Origin of the sequence: Ruegeria sp. ANG-R (assembly GCF_000813985.1) — a bacterium.
Taxonomy (GTDB): Bacteria; Pseudomonadota; Alphaproteobacteria; order Rhodobacterales; family Rhodobacteraceae; genus Ruegeria.
Window position 1 is genome coordinate 136,937 of the sequence record NZ_JWLJ01000011.1, and the last position, 16,656, is coordinate 153,592.

The 16,656-nt window shown below is 59.5% G+C and carries 19 protein-coding genes; 15 read left to right on the forward strand and 4 right to left on the reverse strand.

The genetic code is table 11. The annotated features are described in order from the left end of the window. Positions 1 to 103: 103 nt before the first annotated feature. Positions 104 to 1,054, reverse strand: coding sequence for an AraC family transcriptional regulator (locus RA27_RS19000; protein WP_039542822.1), 951 nt, complete (start codon positions 1,052 to 1,054; stop codon positions 104 to 106). Positions 1,055 to 1,170: 116 nt separating this feature from the next. Further along, positions 1,171 to 2,037, reverse strand: coding sequence for a branched-chain amino acid aminotransferase (locus tag RA27_RS19005; RefSeq protein WP_039543200.1), 867 nt, complete (start codon positions 2,035 to 2,037; stop codon positions 1,171 to 1,173). 158 nt (positions 2,038 to 2,195) lie between these two features. On the opposite strand from RA27_RS19005, the gene RA27_RS19010 reads away from it, so the two are divergent. The 14 genes from RA27_RS19010 to RA27_RS19075 all read left to right on the forward strand — a co-directional run bounded on the left by RA27_RS19010 (position 2,196) and on the right by RA27_RS19075 (position 14,169). Next, positions 2,196 to 2,708, forward strand: coding sequence for a MarR family transcriptional regulator (locus RA27_RS19010; RefSeq protein ID WP_039542825.1), 513 nt, complete (start codon positions 2,196 to 2,198; stop codon positions 2,706 to 2,708). Further along, positions 2,705 to 3,406: a response regulator gene (locus RA27_RS19015; protein WP_039542829.1), complete on the forward strand. Its 702-nt coding sequence runs from the start codon at positions 2,705 to 2,707 to the stop codon at positions 3,404 to 3,406. The genes RA27_RS19010 and RA27_RS19015 overlap by 4 nt, the downstream gene beginning before the upstream one ends. Positions 3,407 to 3,475: 69 nt before the next feature. Further along, entirely contained in the window at positions 3,476 to 4,402 is a 927-nt protein-coding gene (locus RA27_RS19020; protein ID WP_039542832.1) for a histone deacetylase family protein, read from the forward strand. Next, complete coding sequence (locus tag RA27_RS19025) at positions 4,399 to 4,641, forward strand: exodeoxyribonuclease VII small subunit (protein ID WP_039542836.1); 243 nt, start codon at positions 4,399 to 4,401, stop codon at positions 4,639 to 4,641. Before RA27_RS19020 ends, RA27_RS19025 begins: the two co-directional genes overlap by 4 nt. Next, entirely contained in the window at positions 4,642 to 5,508 is an 867-nt protein-coding gene (locus RA27_RS19030) for a polyprenyl synthetase family protein (protein ID WP_039542838.1), read from the forward strand. Positions 5,509 to 5,529: 21 nt separating this feature from the next. Beyond that, the gene (gene dxs, locus RA27_RS19035; protein WP_039542840.1) at positions 5,530 to 7,461 is read left to right on the forward strand and encodes a 1-deoxy-D-xylulose-5-phosphate synthase; all 1,932 of its coding nucleotides are present in this window, start codon (positions 5,530 to 5,532) and stop codon (positions 7,459 to 7,461) included. Between the two features lie 213 nt (positions 7,462 to 7,674). Further along, entirely contained in the window at positions 7,675 to 8,187 is a 513-nt protein-coding gene (napF, locus tag RA27_RS23805) for a ferredoxin-type protein NapF (protein WP_082025196.1), read from the forward strand. Continuing rightward, positions 8,184 to 8,477, forward strand: a complete 294-nt coding sequence (locus RA27_RS19045; RefSeq protein ID WP_039542844.1) for a chaperone NapD — start codon at positions 8,184 to 8,186, stop codon at positions 8,475 to 8,477. The genes napF and RA27_RS19045 overlap by 4 nt, the downstream gene beginning before the upstream one ends. Beyond that, positions 8,474 to 10,978, forward strand: coding sequence for a nitrate reductase catalytic subunit NapA (gene napA, locus RA27_RS19050; protein ID WP_039542847.1), 2,505 nt, complete (start codon positions 8,474 to 8,476; stop codon positions 10,976 to 10,978). Before RA27_RS19045 ends, napA begins: the two co-directional genes overlap by 4 nt. 27 nt (positions 10,979 to 11,005) lie before the next feature. Continuing rightward, a complete protein-coding gene (napG, locus tag RA27_RS19055) occupies positions 11,006 to 11,824 on the forward strand; it encodes a ferredoxin-type protein NapG (protein WP_039542849.1) in 819 nt (272 codons plus the stop codon). Then, positions 11,821 to 12,732, forward strand: coding sequence for a quinol dehydrogenase ferredoxin subunit NapH (gene napH / locus RA27_RS19060; protein ID WP_052265386.1), 912 nt, complete (start codon positions 11,821 to 11,823; stop codon positions 12,730 to 12,732). The genes napG and napH overlap by 4 nt, the downstream gene beginning before the upstream one ends. A gap of 12 nt (positions 12,733 to 12,744) precedes the next feature. Further along, positions 12,745 to 13,179 (forward strand): nitrate reductase cytochrome c-type subunit, encoded by a 435-nt coding sequence (locus tag RA27_RS19065; protein ID WP_039542850.1) that lies wholly within the window; start codon positions 12,745 to 12,747, stop codon positions 13,177 to 13,179. 26 nt (positions 13,180 to 13,205) lie between these two features. Further along, positions 13,206 to 13,898, forward strand: a complete 693-nt coding sequence (locus RA27_RS19070; RefSeq protein ID WP_039542852.1) for a NapC/NirT family cytochrome c — start codon at positions 13,206 to 13,208, stop codon at positions 13,896 to 13,898. Positions 13,899 to 13,911: 13 nt separating this feature from the next. Further along, a complete protein-coding gene (locus RA27_RS19075) occupies positions 13,912 to 14,169 on the forward strand; it encodes a hypothetical protein (protein ID WP_039542854.1) in 258 nt (85 codons plus the stop codon). A gap of 28 nt (positions 14,170 to 14,197) precedes the next feature. Here the strand turns inward: RA27_RS19075 and RA27_RS19080 are convergent, their stop codons facing one another. Further along, positions 14,198 to 14,899 (reverse strand): Crp/Fnr family transcriptional regulator, encoded by a 702-nt coding sequence (locus RA27_RS19080; RefSeq protein ID WP_039543203.1) that lies wholly within the window; start codon positions 14,897 to 14,899, stop codon positions 14,198 to 14,200. A 185-nt stretch (positions 14,900 to 15,084) separates the two neighbouring features. On the opposite strand from RA27_RS19080, the gene hemA reads away from it, so the two are divergent. Beyond that, positions 15,085 to 16,308 (forward strand): 5-aminolevulinate synthase, encoded by a 1,224-nt coding sequence (gene hemA / locus RA27_RS19085; RefSeq protein WP_039542856.1) that lies wholly within the window; start codon positions 15,085 to 15,087, stop codon positions 16,306 to 16,308. Between the two features lie 58 nt (positions 16,309 to 16,366). Here the strand turns inward: hemA and RA27_RS19090 are convergent, their stop codons facing one another. Next, positions 16,367 to 16,654: a cytochrome C oxidase subunit IV family protein gene (locus RA27_RS19090; RefSeq protein WP_052265387.1), complete on the reverse strand. Its 288-nt coding sequence runs from the start codon at positions 16,652 to 16,654 to the stop codon at positions 16,367 to 16,369. Positions 16,655 to 16,656 lie beyond the last annotated feature (2 nt).

Sequence of the window (16,656 nt, forward strand, 5' to 3'; positions counted from 1 at the left end):
CCTTTCTTCAATCAGTGATGATCAAAGATTAGGAGCAGCAGTTCGAACGAACCATTTGAGAACGTCCTGCATATTGTGCAGATCGTTCACTGAATTCGTTTGATCAGTGAATCGCACGGTAAGCAGCGGGTGACAGGCCAACCTGCTTCTTGAACACGCGCGAAAATGCAGCCTCGGACGCATAGCCAACCTCGGCAGCCGCATCCGCGACAGTCCAGCGATTCTCGGTCAGCCCGTGGCAGGCGATCTGCATCCGCCAATCCGTCAGGTACTGTATCGGAGTTGTCCCCATCTTCTGAGCAAACAGCTGGGCAAATGCGGTGCGCGACATCGCCGCCTCGCGGGCAAGCGTCGCGACACTCCAGTCCTGCGCCGGAGACTGATGAAATGCCGTCAGCGCCCGCGATATGCGCGGATCTGCAAACCCGGCCAACGCAGCATCATCGGGGCTTTGATGCTCAAGATAGGCGCGGATCGCCTGTGCGAACAGCACCTCGGACAGTTTCAGCGCGATCAAGTCACCACCAATGCGCGCACCGGACACTTCTGATCCGATCATGCGCAACGTCGCCTCAATCCAGGCGCCGGCGTCTTCACCGTAGTTCTCGATCAGAATATAGGGCGGTAGCCGGTCAATCAGCATGTGCCCCGCCCCGTTCCGCCCGGCAGGGCCGGTAAACGAGAAGTGCCCGCAGATCAGTTGCGTATCACGCTCTTCTTCGGCGCCGCCATAGACCAGCACACCATCGCCTTTGTAGCCCGACAGTTCCAATACCTGCTCAAGCGGCAGGGCATCGAATGGTTTGACCTCATTGCACAGCAGTGCGTGCGGCGCGCCATGGGGGATCAGGATCAGATCGCCCTGCCGCAACCGCAGTGTTTCGCCCGTCGTCGGCAGATGAACCTTCAATTCGCCGCGCTGAACAAAGTGAAACCGGGCCACGTTTTCGAAGCCCGGCACCTGTATTCCAAAAGGAGGAGTGAAAGATGTGCGGAAATAGAACGTGCCCTGCAAAGACAGGCGGGTGAGAATATCGCTGAGAAGATCCAACATAGGCCTAGGCTACAGCCTAGCGCGAAAACGTCCACACCTCGGGACGATCTGCATGGAAGATTGCACGATCTGCAATCAAAACCCCCGCCTGAGCGGGGGTTCAAAGCGGTGTTAACTTACGCGCGGACTAATTTCTCGTAGTCGTCGGCGATTTCACGGGTCAGGTCGCCAACCTCGAACGTGTAATCTCCGATCTGCCCTACCGGTGTGACTTCGGCTGCTGTTCCGGTCAGCCAGCACTGTTCGAAATCCGCCATTTCTTCGGGTCTGATGCGGCGTTCGTGGACAGTGACGCCCTTGTCTTTCAGCATCTGAATGACTGTCTGACGGGTGATGCCGTTCAGGAAGCAATCGGCCAGCGGGGTGTGTACTTCTCCGTCTTTCACGAAGAAGACGTTGGCGCCCGTCGCTTCAGCCACATTGCCGTTGTAATCCATGAACAAAGCGTCCGAGCAGCCTTTGGCCTCGGCCTTATGCTTTGAAATAGTACAGATCATGTAAAGGCCCGCTGCCTTGGCATGGACCGGAATGGTTTCCGGGCTGGGGCGTTTCCACTCGGCGATGTCCAGCTTGGCGCCTTGCATCTTTGCGTCACCGTAATAGGCCCCCCAAGGCCAAACAGCGATGGCCATCCGAACCGGGTTCTTGGCGGAGGCCACACCCATATCTTCACCCGAGCCGCGCCAGACCAGCGCCCGCACATAGGCATCCTGAAGACCGCTGGCTTTCAGGGCTTCTTCCTTGGCGGCCTCGATCTCATCAACTGAGTAAGGCATCGGCATGTCCAGCGCCTCGGCCGAGGCGATCAGGCGTTCGGAATGTTCGCGGCTTTTGAAGATCTTGCCGTTATAGGCGCGCTCACCCTCAAACACCGAGGACGCATAGTGCATCGCGTGGGACAGGATGTGCACATTGGCCTCGCGCCATGGCACCAACTTTCCATCCATCCAGATGACACCGTCGCGATCGTCATATCCCGCCATGCGAAACCTCCTGAGCAGGTCATAATTTCCGAATGTTGCGCCACATAGGTCCGCATCGGACACAATGTTGCGCAAAAACTGCGATTCGATACCTGCGCGCTCTTGGAATGTCAATAAGGCTGACATAAAGTCGGACCATATTACGAATGAGGCCCGACATGTCCGATATCCGTCCTGCCCCGGTCTTTGGCGGAGAAAGCCTGTTGTTTCTGACAGATGAGCAACTGAGGCAGGGTATCGAGGCCATGTTTTTTGCCTATCGCGGGTTCACTGCCGATCCGGACCGCATCCTGTCCGAAATGTCCTATGGCCGGGCGCATCATCGGGCCATTCACTTCATAAACCGAGCGCCGGGAACAACGGTCAACAATCTGCTGGCCATATTGGGCGTTACCAAGCAGTCGCTGAACCGTGTTCTGCGCAGTCTGATCGAGGATGGGCTGGTCGAAAGCCGGGTCGGAACAGTGGACAAACGCGAACGCCACCTATTTTTGACGGATAAGGGCAAGGCGTTAGAGGCCAAACTGTCCGACGCCCAGCGCGCCCGGATGCGCGCGGCCTACAAGGATGCGGGGCCCGAAGCAGTGGCCGGGTTTCGCAAAGTGCTTGAAGCGATGATGGATGCTGATATGCGTCGTGCATATACCAAACTGCGGGATACGACTTCATGAGCGATATGGACGCCCATCTTCTGATCGTCGACGATGACGAGCGCATTCGCGATCTGCTCAAGAAATTCCTGATGCGCAGCGGGTTTCTGGTGACCTCAGCGCGGGATGCAGCCCACGCGCGACGGGTTTTGTCGGGGCTGGATTTCGATCTGATCGTGCTGGATGTGATGATGCCCGGTGAGGACGGTGTGAGCCTGACCCGATCCCTGCGCGACACCCATACCACCCCGATCCTGCTGTTGACGGCCAAGGGCGAAACCGAGCATCGGATTGCCGGGTTGGAGGCGGGCGCGGATGACTATCTGGCGAAACCGTTCGAGCCCAAAGAGCTGCTGCTGAGGATCAATGCCATTCTGCGCCGGATGCCTGAGACGCCTGCGCAGGACACGGCGGCGAAGATCCTGCATCTTGGGCCCATTCGCTATGATATCGAGCGCGGCGAGATGTGGCAGGGTGAAGACCCGGTGCGTCTGACCGCAACGGAAAGCCAACTGATGAAGATATTCTCGGCCCAGCCCGGTGAACCGATCAGCCGCGCCAAACTGGTCGAGGATCTGGGGCGTGACAAAGGTCAGGCGCAGGAACGTGCCGTGGACGTGCAGATCACTCGGTTGCGTCGGAAGCTGGAACAGGACCCGAAGCAGCCACGCTATCTGCAGACGGTGCGCGGTGCGGGTTATATGCTGGCGCCGGATTGATTTAGCCGCTGCGCGGCGTTTTCATGCCTTCGGCGAGGATATTTAGAGCCAGATGAAGATGGGATTCCGATGAAAACAGCCCTTTTGACTCATGCAGATTGCCTCGATCACGTTACACCGCAAGGCCACCCGGAGCGTGTGGCGCGGCTGGAGCACATTCTTCATGCGCTTGAGGACCTTGATCTGCAGCGCGTGACCGCTCCGATGGCGGCGGATGACGATCTGCTGCGCATTCATCCGCAGAGTTACATCAGCGACATCCTCGACAGCAGGCCCTTGGATGGGTTCAGGCAGATTGACGGCGACACGTTCATGTCGCCGGGTTCGGTCGATGCGGCCTATCGCGCGGCGGGTGCCGCGGTGCGGGCTGTCGATATGGTGCTGGGAGGCGAAGCGCAGAACGCGTTTTGTGCCATTCGACCTCCGGGGCATCATGCCGAGACCGAAACGGCCATGGGGTTCTGTCTGTTTGGCAATGCGGCGCTGGCCGCCAAACATGCGCTGGAGCATCACGGGTTGAGCCGCGTGGCCGTGGTGGACTTCGATGTGCATCACGGCAATGGCACGCAAGACCTGTTGTGGGACGAAAAGCGCGCATTGGTGATCACCAGCCAGCAGATGCCGTTGTGGCCCGGCTCTGGCCGTCCTGATGAAACTGGCGCTTATGAGACGGTTTTGAATATTCCCCTGGCTCCGGGCACGGGTGGAGCGGAGATGCGGGTGGCCTATGAAACGCAAGCCTTTCCACGTCTGCGGGCATTCAAACCAGAACTGATCATCATCTCGGCCGGGTTCGATGCGCATCAGGATGATCCGTTGGCGAATCTCAACTGGTCCACGGGTGATTTCGCATGGATCACGGCTGAGCTATGCAAGATTGCCGATGAGGTCTGTGACGGCCGTATCGTCTCGACTCTGGAAGGCGGGTATGATCTGAACGCACTGGCCGAGGCGACACGCGCCCATGTGGAAGAACTGATGAAGGCAGCACGATGACCGAGACCCCAGTCGAACAGATGACCTTTGAACAGGCGATGAAAGAGCTTGAGGCCGTGGTCGGCCAGCTGGAACGCGGCGATGTTGCGCTGGATCGGTCGATCGAACTCTATGAACGCGGTGCAAAGCTGAAGAAACGCTGCGAGGATGAGTTGAAGCGGGCCGAGGAGAAAGTGGCCGCAATCACTCTGGACGCCGATGGGCAGCCAACCGGAACGACACCTGTCGAAGGTCAGTAAATGTTTCGTGAAAGACTGGCGCAGGATGCCGCCCGTATTCAGGATCAGTTTGATCTTGTTCTGGGCGCACTGGACGATCTAGATGTGACCCGCGCGATGACCTATGCCACGCAAGGCGGTAAGCGCCTGCGCGGGTTTCTGGTTCTGGAAAGCGCGCGGATTCATGGGATTGGTCCGACTCAAGCAATCTGGCCAGCGACGGGGATCGAAGCGTTGCACGCCTATTCTCTGGTCCATGACGATCTGCCCTGCATGGACAACGACGATCTGCGGCGCGGTCGCCCGACGGTCCATGTGAAATGGGATGACGGCACCGCAGTTCTGGCCGGGGATGCGTTGCAGACTCTGGCCTTTGAGCTATGTACCAGTGCCGAAGCCGGTACTGCTGAGATTCGTGCTGAGATGGCTTTGACACTGGCCAGAGCGAGCGGCGCGCAGGGCATGGTACTTGGCCAGGCGTTGGATGTCGCGGCTGAGACGGCGGCGTCACCACTGACACTGGAAGAAATAACCCGGTTACAGGCAGGCAAAACCGGCGCGTTGATCGAGTGGTCTGCCTGCGCGGGCGCGCGGCTTGCGCGGGCAGATACGGGGCCCTTGCGCCAATATGCCCAAGCTCTTGGCCTTGCTTTTCAAATCGCCGATGACATCTTGGATATCGAAGGCGATGCCGAAAAGGCGGGAAAACGCCTGCAGAAGGACACGCAAGCGGGCAAGGCGACATTCGTCTCGCTTTTGGGTCTGGATGCGGCCAAGTCCCGTGCGGCGGAGTTGGTGGATCAGGCTTGTGCTGCATTGGATGGGTATGGTGCGCAGGCTGAAACCTTGAAGGACGCCGCCCGCTTCGTTATTGCCCGGGACAGCTAAGCCGCAAGGAACGCGCTACAGATGACATCCGACCGTCCGCACACCCCTCTGCTGGATCTTGTGAACCGCCCTGCGGACCTCAAGCAGTTCTCGGATGCGCAGCTGCATCAGCTGGCGCGCGAGTTGCGGGCCGAGACGATCTCGGCGGTATCGGTTACAGGCGGGCATCTGGGCGCGGGGCTGGGTGTTGTTGAACTGACGGCTGCCTTGCACGCCGTGTTCGATACGCCACGCGACAAGATCATCTGGGACGTGGGCCATCAATGCTATCCCCATAAGATTCTGACGGAACGCCGTGATCGCATTCGGACCCTGCGCATGAAAGATGGCCTGAGCGGCTTCACCAAGCGCAGCGAAAGCCCCTATGACCCGTTTGGTGCCGCGCATAGCTCGACCTCGATCAGTGCCGCGCTGGGATTTGCCGTGGCCCGCGATCTGGGCGGTGTCACGCCCGAAGGTCTGGGAGATGCGATTGCGGTCATCGGGGACGGTTCGATGTCGGCGGGTATGGCGTTTGAGGCGATGAACAACGCCGGACATCTCGGCAAACGCCTGATCGTCATCCTCAACGACAATGAGATGAGCATCGCCCCGCCCGTGGGCGCGCTGTCTACCTATCTGTCGCGCATCTATGCCGAAGAACCGTTCCACGATCTGAAAGCTGCCGCCAAAGGCGCGGTGTCGCTGTTGCCCGAGCCCTTCCGCGAGGGCGCCAAGCGCGCCAAGGACATGCTGAAAGGCATGGCTATGGGCGGAACTCTCTTTGAAGAGTTGGGGTTTTCCTACCTTGGGCCAATCGACGGACACGATCTGGATCAGTTGTTGCCGGTTCTGCGGGCGGTCAAGGCCAAAGCGGCCGGACCGATCCTGATCCATGTGCTCACCAAGAAGGGCAAGGGTTACGCACCGGCGGAACAGGCCCGGGACAAAGGCCATGCGACGGCGAAATTCGACGTGGTTACCGGCGAACAGAAGAAAGCCCCCTCGAACGCGCCGTCCTACACGTCGGTGTTCGGCAAGGCTTTGGTCGAGGCGGCGGCGCGCGACGACAAGATCGTGGCAGTGACGGCTGCGATGCCGGATGGCACGGGGCTGAACCTGTTTGCCGAGAGATACCCATCGCGTTGCTTCGACGTGGCGATTGCAGAACAGCATGGCGTGACCTTTTCCGCCGCATTGGCGGCCGGAGGAATGAAACCCTTCTGCGCCATGTATTCCACCTTCCTTCAACGTGGCTACGATCAGGTGGTGCATGACGTGGCAATCCAGCGCCTGCCGGTGCGCTTCGCCATCGACCGCGCCGGGCTGGTGGGTGCGGATGGCGCCACCCATGCCGGATCGTTCGACATCGCCTATCTGGCCAACCTGCCGGGTATGGTGGTCATGGCGGCAGCAGACGAGGCCGAGTTGATGCACATGGTCGCGACCGCCGCGGCCCATGACGAAGGCCCCATCGCATTTCGTTATCCCCGAGGTGAAGGGGTTGGTGTGGACCTGCCCGAGACCGGGAAGGTGTTGGAAATCGGCAAGGGCCGTATGATCCAGACCGGTGCCCGCGTCGCGCTTCTGTCCTTTGGCACCCGACTGGCAGAGGTCCGGAAAGCTGCTGAATCACTGGCGGCCAAAGGGATCACCCCTACCATTGCCGATGCGCGCTTTGCCAAGCCGCTGGATCGGGATCTGATCCTGGATCTGGCTGCGAACCACGAGGCGCTGATCACGATCGAGGAAGGCGCGGTTGGCGGGTTCGGCAGCCATGTGGCGCAGCTTTTGTCGGATGAGGGCGTGTTCGATCAGGGCCTCAAATACCGCTCGATGGTGCTGCCGGATACGTTTATCGATCAGGCCAATCCCGCCGATATGTACGCCACAGCTGGCATGAATGCCGACCAGATCGAGGCCCGGGTCCTGTCTGTTCTGGGTGTCACTTCCATCGGTGAGAAACGCGCCTGAATCGGCAATTGCATCGCCTGTGATCCAGGCTCTTCAAATTAACATCGATACAAATATATGAAATTGTGCATTTTATGCGCATGATTTTCGTGTTTCCAAAGAAAATAACAGCTCTGAAAATGACATAGGTCAATATCCCGGGGTTCAAGGTACACTAGAACCCGACTCAGGGCAGGCCCAAGCGTTGCCCTTTATGCATAAGGTCGCAAGCGTATGAACAAGCTAGCCAGCCGCCGTGCATTCCTTAAGGGAAAAGTGCTGCGTAATGATCGGACAGCCATCCGCCCACCCGGAGCGGATGAAGCGGCATTTCTTGATCTGTGTACGCAATGCGACGAATGCCGCGAAGCTTGCCCCGAAGATATCATCAAATTCGACGCTCAGGGTTGGCCGGTTGTAAAGCTGGACGAAGGTCCCTGCACCTTCTGCGGCGATTGCGCCCGCGTTTGCCCGACTGGTGCGCTGGACCCTGAACAGGTCGAAGATTGGCCCTGGCGGGCAACGATTGCAACCTCGTGCCTGTCCATGAACGGTATTAGCTGCCGGGTCTGTCAGGACGTCTGCGACCACAGCGCGATCCGCTTCCGACTGCAGCCGGGAGGCCGCGCCGAACCCTCGCTCGACGCCGACAGTTGCACTGGTTGCGGGGCCTGCGCCAACGCTTGCCCCGCCGGGTCCGTCAGCTTCGAACGCCGCGCGCCACATAATCAGGAGGTCGCCCTATGAACATCTGCGGTTGCCTCATTCATGTGATCCCCGAAACCTCCGAAACCGCACAGGCTGCGATCGCGCGAGTGAACGGGGCCGAAGTCCACGCCGCGGCCGAAGATGGCCGCCTCGTCGTGGTTGTCGAGGACACGCCCGAAAAGCTGGCATCCGAGACGATCATGGATCTGCATCAGATCCCGGGCGTCATCTCGTTGTCGCTGACCTATCACCATTTCGAAAATCCCGCGGAGCAAACTCCGCGTCCAGACGCTTCTAGCCAGACAAACAGCCGGAGACACATGCCATGACCATCTCTGAATCACGCCGGACCTTTCTGAAATCGACTGCAGCGGCGGCAACCGCCTCGGCGGCGGGACTGCCGCTGGCCACCGGACAGGCTAACGCACAGGCTGCAACCCCGGACATCCGTTGGGACAAAGCCCCCTGCCGGTTCTGCGGCACCGGATGCTCGGTCCTGATCGGCACCAAAGACGGGCGCGTCGTGGCCACCCAAGGCGATCCGGATGCGCCGGTGAACCGGGGTCTGAACTGTATCAAGGGCTATTTCCTGTCCAAGATCATGTACGGCAAGGACCGTCTGACCACGCCGTTGCTGCGCAAATCGAACGGTCAGTACGACAAGAACGGCGAGTTCGAGCCCGTTTCGTGGGACGAAGCCTTCGACGTGATGGCCGCCAAGTGGAAAGAGGCGCTTGCCAACAAGGGCCCGACCAGCGTCGGTATGTTCGGTTCGGGCCAGTGGACCGTTTGGGAAGGGTATGCCGCCGCCAAGATGATGAAGGCCGGTTTCCGGTCGAACAACATCGACCCCAACGCGCGCCATTGCATGGCATCGGCTGTTACCGGCTTTATGCGGACCTTCGGCATCGATGAACCGATGGGCTGCTATGACGACCTCGAGGCGGCCGATACCTTCGTGCTCTGGGGGTCGAACATGGCCGAGATGCACCCGATCCTGTGGTCGCGGCTGACCGACACCCGTCTGACCAAACCGGGCTGCGAAGTACACGTGCTGTCGACCTTCGAACACCGGTCATTCGAGCTGGCCGATAACGGGATGATCTTTACCCCTCAGGCCGATCTGGCCATCCTGAACTATATCGCCAACTACATCATCGAAAACGATGCGGTGAACTGGGACTTTGTCGACAAGCACACGAATTTCACCAAAACCGCCACCGATATCGGGTACGGTCTGCGCCCCGAACATGAACTGGAACAGGCGGCCGCCAATCCGGCACATTCGGGAAATCACGGCAAGATCGAAAAAATCTCGTTCGAGGAATACAAAGACTTTGTGTCCGAATACACGCTTGAAAAAGCTGTGGAAATCTCGGGCGTTCCCGCCGAGAAGCTGGAACGTCTGGCCCGACAGTACGCCGATCCGAACCGCAAGGTGATGTCGCTCTGGACCATGGGGTTCAACCAGCATACGCGCGGCACCTGGGTCAACTCGCTGATGTACAACGTGCATCTGCTGACCGGCAAGATATCGGAGCCGGGCAATTCGCCGTTTTCGCTGACAGGACAGCCTTCGGCCTGTGGTACTGCCCGCGAAGTCGGCACATTCGCCCACCGCCTGCCTGCAGACATGGTTGTGATGAACGAGGAACACCGCGACATTTGCGAAAGCTTCTGGGAAATCCCGAAAGGCACCATTCCGCCCAAGCCCGGATATCACGCCGTGCTGCAGAACCGAAAGCTGAAAGACGGCGAGCTGAACGCCTATTGGGTGATGTGCAACAACAACATGCAGGCCGCCCCCAATATCAATGAGGAAGGCTATCCCGGGTATCGTAACCCCGAAAACTTCATCGTCGTGTCAGACCCTTATCCGACTGTGACCGCGCTGACTGGCGACCTGATCCTGCCGACTGCCATGTGGGTCGAAAAAGAAGGCGCCTATGGCAACGCCGAACGGCGCACCCAGTTCTGGCGTCAGCAGGTCGACGCACCGGGCGAGGCCAAATCGGACCTGTGGCAACTTATGGAGTTCTCCAAGCGTTTCACCACCGACGAAGTGTGGACGGAAGAGTTGCTGGCCCAAAAGCCCGAACTGCGCGGTAAGACCCTGTTCCAGGTGCTGTTCGAGAACGGCAAGGTCAACAAGTATCCGCTGTCGGAAACAGCCGAAGGGTTTGCAAACGACGAAGCAAATGATTTCGGCTTCTACGTCCAGAAGGGCCTGTTCGAGGAATATGCCTATTTCGGACGTGGCCACGGCCACGATCTCGCCCCCTTCGATACTTATCACAAAGCTCGCGGCCTACGCTGGCCGGTGGTCGACGGCCAGGAAACCCTGTACCGGTTCCGCGAAGGCTATGACAGCTATGTGAAAGAGGGCGAAGAGGTCCGCTTTTACGGCAAGAAGGATGGCAAGGCGAATATCATCTTCGCGCCATTCGAGGTTCCCGCCGAGGTTCCGGACGAAGAATTCAACCTCTGGCTGGTGACCGGGCGCGTTCTGGAGCATTGGCATTCCGGCTCGATGACCCGCCGGGTGCCGGAATTGCACCGCGCGTTCCCAGCGGCTGTGGTGTACATGCACCCGCAGGATGCCAAAGACCGGGGACTGCGCCGCGGGCAGGAGGTCACCATTTCCTCGAAACGGGGCGATATGCAATCGCGGGTCGAGACACGCGGGCGCAACAAGCCACCGCGCGGCGTGGTGTTCGTGCCTTGGTTTGACGAAGGACAGTTGATCAACAAGCTGACTCTGGACGCCACCGACCCGATTTCCAAGGAAACCGACTTCAAGAAATGCGCCTGTAAGGTCGAGCGCGCGTAAAAGGCTGGCAAGGCAAAGGTCGTCCCCATGTCTCGTGTTGGCACACCCCTTTCGCCGCAGCGGCGCCGGTTCCTGCAGGACTCGGCGCGCGCAGCGGGTGGCTGCGTGGCAGCCGGGTCCCTGTTGGCCTGGCTGGCGCGAGATGCACGGGCGTTGCCGGCCGAGGCCCTGCGCCCCCCCGGAGCCTTGCCGGAAAAAGACTTCCTGTCAGCCTGTATCCGCTGTGGATTGTGCGTGCGGGAATGCCCCTATGATACGCTGAAACTGGCTGAACTAGGCGTTGACGCGGTGGCCACCGGTACGCCGTATTTCACCGCCCGTGATGTACCTTGCGAAATGTGTGACGACATCCCCTGCGTCGCGGCCTGCCCGACCGGTGCACTGGACCCCGGACTGGACAATATCGACGACGCCAAGATGGGTGTGGCTGTTCTGGTCGATCAGGAAAACTGCCTGAACTTCCTCGGCCTGCGTTGCGATGTCTGCTATCGGGTGTGTCCCGTGATTGACGACGCCATCACTCTGGAAACCGAACACAACGCCCGCTCAGGCAGTCATGCGATCTTCATTCCAACCGTTCATGCCGATCATTGCACCGGATGTGGCGTTTGCGAGAAAAGCTGCGTTCTGCCCGAAGCTGCGATCAAAGTTCTTCCCACCCGATTGGCCCGGGGCAGCAGCGCTGATCATTACCTTAAGGGCTGGGAAGAGAAAGAAGCCAGAGGCGCGCCCGTCGTCGAAGGCATTATCGACCTGCCAGACCGCTTGCCGGGACCGGGGACCGATAACCTTGTCGCACCGGGCGGGTTTGAGCCCAGCTTCAAGTTGCCGGAGGTCACCCAATGACCGCCCGCACAAATATGCCACTGGGTCAAGAGGCCATCGCTAGCAAAGGTTGGTTGAGTGCCCATAAATACCTGCTGCTGCGGCGCGCCAGTCAGCTGTTCTTTCTGGTGCTGTTTCTGCTGGGCCCATGGTTCGGGATCTGGATCGTGCAGGGCACTCTGGCCGGGTCGCTGACGCTGGGCGTGCTGCCCCTGACCGATCCGTTTGTTTTTCTGCAAAGCCTGATCGCCGGGCACTGGCCCGAGCTGACTGCCGCCATCGGTGCCGTCATCGTCCTGGTTGCTTACGCGTTGATCGGAGGTCGCGTCTATTGCTCGTGGGTCTGCCCGATCAACCCCGTAACCGACGGCGCGCATTGGCTGCACCGCAAGCTGGGCCTGCAAAAAGGCTGGCAACCCAAACGTGGCACTCGGCTGTGGATCATGGTCACTGTACTGATCGTGTCCGGCCTGAGCGGAGCCATCGCGTGGGAGCTGGTCAACCCGATCACCATGCTGCATCGCGGGTTGGTATTTGGCATGGGCTTCGTCTGGGCGATGGTCGCCGCGATCTTCCTGTTCGACTTGTTTGTGTCGCGCCACGGATGGTGCGGCCATGTCTGCCCGGTGGGCGCGTTCTATGGATTGATCGGCACCAAAGCAATGCTGCGGGTCAGCGCCGCCAACCGCTCCGCCTGCGATGACTGCATGGACTGCTACGCGGTCTGCCCGGAAAACCACGTGATCTCTCCGGCGCTGAAAGGCAAAGACACCCCGTTGATCCTGTCGCCCGACTGCACCAATTGCGGGCGCTGCATCGATATCTGTGCCGAAGACGTTTTCAAATTCACCCATCGGTTCGACGCCCTGACCGTCGCACCACCGGAACCAACCGCCGCGCCTCAGCCGCGCGCCTCAAGACCTTTTTGAAGGAGTGAGAAGATGAAAAAGCCGATCCTAGTGGGCCTTGCCCTGATCCCGCCGCTGCTCCTCGGTGGCCTGGCCCTTGCACAATCTGCCGAGGTCAACAGCCTGCGCGGCGCCGAGGTAGATGAACCTGCCGTTCTGGATCAGGTGCATCGCACGGTCGAAGGCCGTATGCAGCGCAACTATCGCCAGCAGCCGCCGCTGATCCCGCACTCGATCGAGCAATACCAGATCGACCTGCGCACCAACCAGTGCCTGTCGTGCCATGACTGGACGAAGGCGGGTGAGCGCAATGCGCCGACGCTGTCGATGACCCACTATCTGGACCGCGAAGGCCGTGAGTTGGATCAGATCGCAGGCACTCGGTATTTCTGCAACCAGTGCCACGTGCCGCAGGCCGATGCGCTCCCGCTGGTCGATAACACTTTTGAACCTTCCTCCGGAAACTGAACTCAGGTCGAAAAGGAGAGCGCGACATGTCCGACTCCCAAGAAAAACAAGGGCTCATCCGGCGCCTCTGGACCTGGTTCTGGAGCCCGATCGCCGTCCTCAGCGTTGGCTTCACCCTGCTTGCTGGATTTCTGGCAGGCATCCTGTTCTGGGGTGGGTTCCACTGGACGCTGGAACTGACGAATACAGAAGAGTTCTGCACCTCGTGTCACACGATGGAGGTCAATCTAGGCGAATACCGTGAGACGATCCACTACAACAACCATTCGGGCGTGCGGGCGATCTGTTCGGACTGCCACGTCCCGGACGAATGGAACCACAAGATCAAGGCCAAGATCATGGCCGTGAAGGACGTCTATCACGAGCTGGCAGGTACGATCAGCACACCCGAGAAGTATGAGGATCATCGTCTCGCTATGGCGACGGCCGTTTGGAAGAAGATGAAAGCATCCGACAGCCGGGAATGCCGTAACTGTCACAACTTCGACTATATGGACTTCACGATTCAGGAAACCCGGGCCGCCAATGAACACCAGCGCGCAATCGACACCGGCATGACCTGCATCGATTGTCACCAGGGCATCGCACACAGCCTCCCACCCAACTATCTGGAAACGTATGAGAAGATTGCGAAAGAGATAGATGGTGAGGTTCTGCAGGAACACGCAGCCGCTTCAGGAGACGACATCCGCGCGTTCCTGAACAAAAGCTCGGATTAAGGTGGGGACAGACATGTTAGAGATACTTGGAACCATCGGCGGCAACGTACTGGGCCTGCCTGGCATTCTTGGATTGGCGCTGGGCATGATGACGCGCCAATACTGGCTGGGTGCCCTGTTGGGCGGTCTGGTCGGCCTGATCGCGCCTCTGCTCTTTGCCGGGTGGCAGTTTTCCCACGTCGGGACGATGGCGCTGTTGATCGCAATCATCGTCGGCCTCTGCGCCGGCAGTCTGGGCACAGCGATCCGCCGTAAGGGCGCAACGGTCTGAGACCAAACGGTCCGGCAGAAATGCCGGGCTATCGGCCCCAGTTCTCCGCCGGGTCGCTTTCAGCATAATCCCGCAACAACGCGATATCCGATATTTCGGCGTGGTTGCGGTTGATCTTGACCCCAACCGCCTTGAGCCGCGAAAAGGCCCGGCTCAGGCTTTCGGGCTTCATCCCCAGACGACCGGCGATAAGCATCTTGTCGTAAGGCAGCGATACTTCGCACTCACCCGCATCACTGTCACAGAGGTTCAGCAAAAACTCGGCCACGCGCTGTGCGCCGGTCTGCGCCTTGAGCTGTTCCAGCTGCGCAACCAGAGAATGCAGATGGGTGAAGGTCGCAGCCAGGATCGAGATCCCGATTTCGGGATCTTCTTTCATCAACGAAATCAGAATCGGACTGGGAATGTGCATCACCTCGCAGGCCGACACCGCTTCGGCCGAGACCGGATAGGGGACGTTCCGAAGCGCTACCGCCTCGCCAAAACTGTCACCTCGGGTAAAGACGCTGACGACCGCCTCGGCACCGGTTGGGGTCATGCGGAACAGCTTGACCCACCCCTCAAGCACGACATGGATGGCCTGCGCCTTTTCTTCCTGCAGGAAAATCGTCTCACCACGGTCGTACTGGCGCCAGATCGCGTGGCTCAGCAGGGTTTCCACATGCTGTTCCGGCAAACTGCGCAGCAGCAGCGACTGCCGTGCGATCGCTTTTTGTGCTTCGTGAGCCAAGAGAACACCCCTGTTACTTCCTGCCGGCGCTTGCGCCCGGTCGGTCCACCCCTGTTTCACGCTATGCCAGAGCCGGCGGCCATGCACCATAGTTTTATGTTGCGTGAACTTGACAATTGTCATGTTGCGGGCTGCTCCGCCGCCCTATTCTCTGCCCAAAGCCAGTATTCCGGGGAGCAAGTAAAATGGACTACGAGCGATTTTTTACCCAGAGCCTCAACGCATTGCGGGACGAAGGAAACTATCGTGTCTTCATCGATCTGCAACGCCGGTGCGGTGCGTTCCCCAACGCGCGTCAAACCGATGGGTCGGTGCAGCGAGATGTGCGCATCTGGTGTTCGAACGACTATCTGGGGATGGGGCAGCACACTGCAGTCATTGGCGCCATGCACGACGCGCTGGATCGCTGCGGCGCGGGCGCGGGCGGAACACGTAATATTTCCGGAACCACCCATGACCACGTCTTGCTGGAAACCGAACTAGCCGATCTGCACGGCAAAGAGGCAGCGTTGCTGTTCACCTCCGGTTACGTGTCCAACTGGGCTGCGCTGGGAACGCTGGCCGCAAAAATCCCCGGGCTGATCGTTTTCTCGGACGCGCTGAACCACGCCTCAATGATCGAAGGCATCCGCCATTCGCGGGCGCAGAAAGTGATCTGGAAACACAACGATCTGGAAGACCTTGAGGCGAAACTGGCTGCCGCAGATCCGGATGCCCCCAAGATGATCGCCTTCGAGTCGGTCTATTCCATGGACGGCGACATCGCCCCGATCAAAGAGATTTGCGATCTGGCCGACAAATACGGCGCGATGACCTATCTGGATGAGGTCCACGCCGTTGGTCTCTACGGCCCACGGGGCGGCGGTATTGCCGAGCGCGAGGGCCTGATGGATCGCCTGACCGTGATCGAGGGCACGTTGGGCAAAGCGTTCGGTGTGGTTGGCGGCTATATCGCGGCTTCGGCGGCCTTGTGTGATTTTGTGCGCAGCTTTGCCAGCGGGTTCATCTTCACCACCGCTCTGCCGCCCGCGATTGCAGCAGGGGCGGCCGCCTCGATCCAGCATCTGAAACACTCGAATGCGGAACGTGATCTGCAGAAAACCCGTGTTGCGCAGGTTCGCGCCCGTCTGGATGCGGAAGGGATTCCTCATATCCCCAACCCCAGCCATATCATCCCGGTGATGGTCGGCGATCCGGTGAAGTGTAAGTTCATCTCGGACACGCTGCTGGAAGAGTTCGGTATTTACATTCAGCCGATCAACTACCCGACGGTTCCCAAGGGGACCGAACGCCTGCGCATCACGCCGTCTCCGGTGCATACGGATGAGAATATCGACCATCTGATCGGTGCGCTTTCCGCCTTGTGGCAACGCTGTCAGATCGCACGGATGCCGATGGCTGCCCAATAAACAAAGCACCTCCCGTGCCTAAAAAACTGCCGCCTCTCAGAGGCGGCTTTTTCATTGATCAGAGCAGGTAAAGGGCAAACACCAAAATCGCGAAACCGGTCAGAACCATCGTAAAGCCACGTAACCACGAGGGGCTTTGGATCAGGTCCAGATACCGCGCAAGGATCACCCGGGCTTTGATCAGCGCCAACAGCAGGATGCCCGCACCGATCAGTTCCGCCGGCGCGTGCAACATGGTCAACAACGCGGATGCGAAGCTGAGCGCCAGAAGCGAGAGCCAGGCGCGGGTCAGGGAACCCGGTCGCCTGCGGCAGGAGTATTTGGGAAAAGATGAAGGTGCAGACATAG

Bases quoted from the DNA above. Each gene is read 5' to 3' on its own strand.
- RA27_RS19000 (WP_039542822.1), bottom strand. From the start codon at position 1,054: ATGTTGGATCTTCTCAGCGATATTCTCACCCGCCTGTCTTTGCAGGGC.
- RA27_RS19005 (WP_039543200.1), bottom strand. From the start codon at position 2,037: ATGGCGGGATATGACGATCGCGACGGTGTCATCTGGATGGATGGAAAG.
- RA27_RS19010 (WP_039542825.1), top strand. From the start codon at position 2,196: ATGTCCGATATCCGTCCTGCCCCGGTCTTTGGCGGAGAAAGCCTGTTG.
- RA27_RS19015 (WP_039542829.1), top strand. From the start codon at position 2,705: ATGAGCGATATGGACGCCCATCTTCTGATCGTCGACGATGACGAGCGC.
- RA27_RS19020 (WP_039542832.1), top strand. From the start codon at position 3,476: ATGAAAACAGCCCTTTTGACTCATGCAGATTGCCTCGATCACGTTACA.
- RA27_RS19025 (WP_039542836.1), top strand. From the start codon at position 4,399: ATGACCGAGACCCCAGTCGAACAGATGACCTTTGAACAGGCGATGAAA.
- RA27_RS19030 (WP_039542838.1), top strand. From the start codon at position 4,642: ATGTTTCGTGAAAGACTGGCGCAGGATGCCGCCCGTATTCAGGATCAG.
- dxs (WP_039542840.1), top strand. From the start codon at position 5,530: ATGACATCCGACCGTCCGCACACCCCTCTGCTGGATCTTGTGAACCGC.
- napF (WP_082025196.1), top strand. From the start codon at position 7,675: ATGAACAAGCTAGCCAGCCGCCGTGCATTCCTTAAGGGAAAAGTGCTG.
- RA27_RS19045 (WP_039542844.1), top strand. From the start codon at position 8,184: ATGAACATCTGCGGTTGCCTCATTCATGTGATCCCCGAAACCTCCGAA.
- napA (WP_039542847.1), top strand. From the start codon at position 8,474: ATGACCATCTCTGAATCACGCCGGACCTTTCTGAAATCGACTGCAGCG.
- napG (WP_039542849.1), top strand. From the start codon at position 11,006: ATGTCTCGTGTTGGCACACCCCTTTCGCCGCAGCGGCGCCGGTTCCTG.
- napH (WP_052265386.1), top strand. From the start codon at position 11,821: ATGACCGCCCGCACAAATATGCCACTGGGTCAAGAGGCCATCGCTAGC.
- RA27_RS19065 (WP_039542850.1), top strand. From the start codon at position 12,745: ATGAAAAAGCCGATCCTAGTGGGCCTTGCCCTGATCCCGCCGCTGCTC.
- RA27_RS19070 (WP_039542852.1), top strand. From the start codon at position 13,206: ATGTCCGACTCCCAAGAAAAACAAGGGCTCATCCGGCGCCTCTGGACC.
- RA27_RS19075 (WP_039542854.1), top strand. From the start codon at position 13,912: ATGTTAGAGATACTTGGAACCATCGGCGGCAACGTACTGGGCCTGCCT.
- hemA (WP_039542856.1), top strand. From the start codon at position 15,085: ATGGACTACGAGCGATTTTTTACCCAGAGCCTCAACGCATTGCGGGAC.
- RA27_RS19090 (WP_052265387.1), bottom strand. From the start codon at position 16,654: ATGTCTGCACCTTCATCTTTTCCCAAATACTCCTGCCGCAGGCGACCG.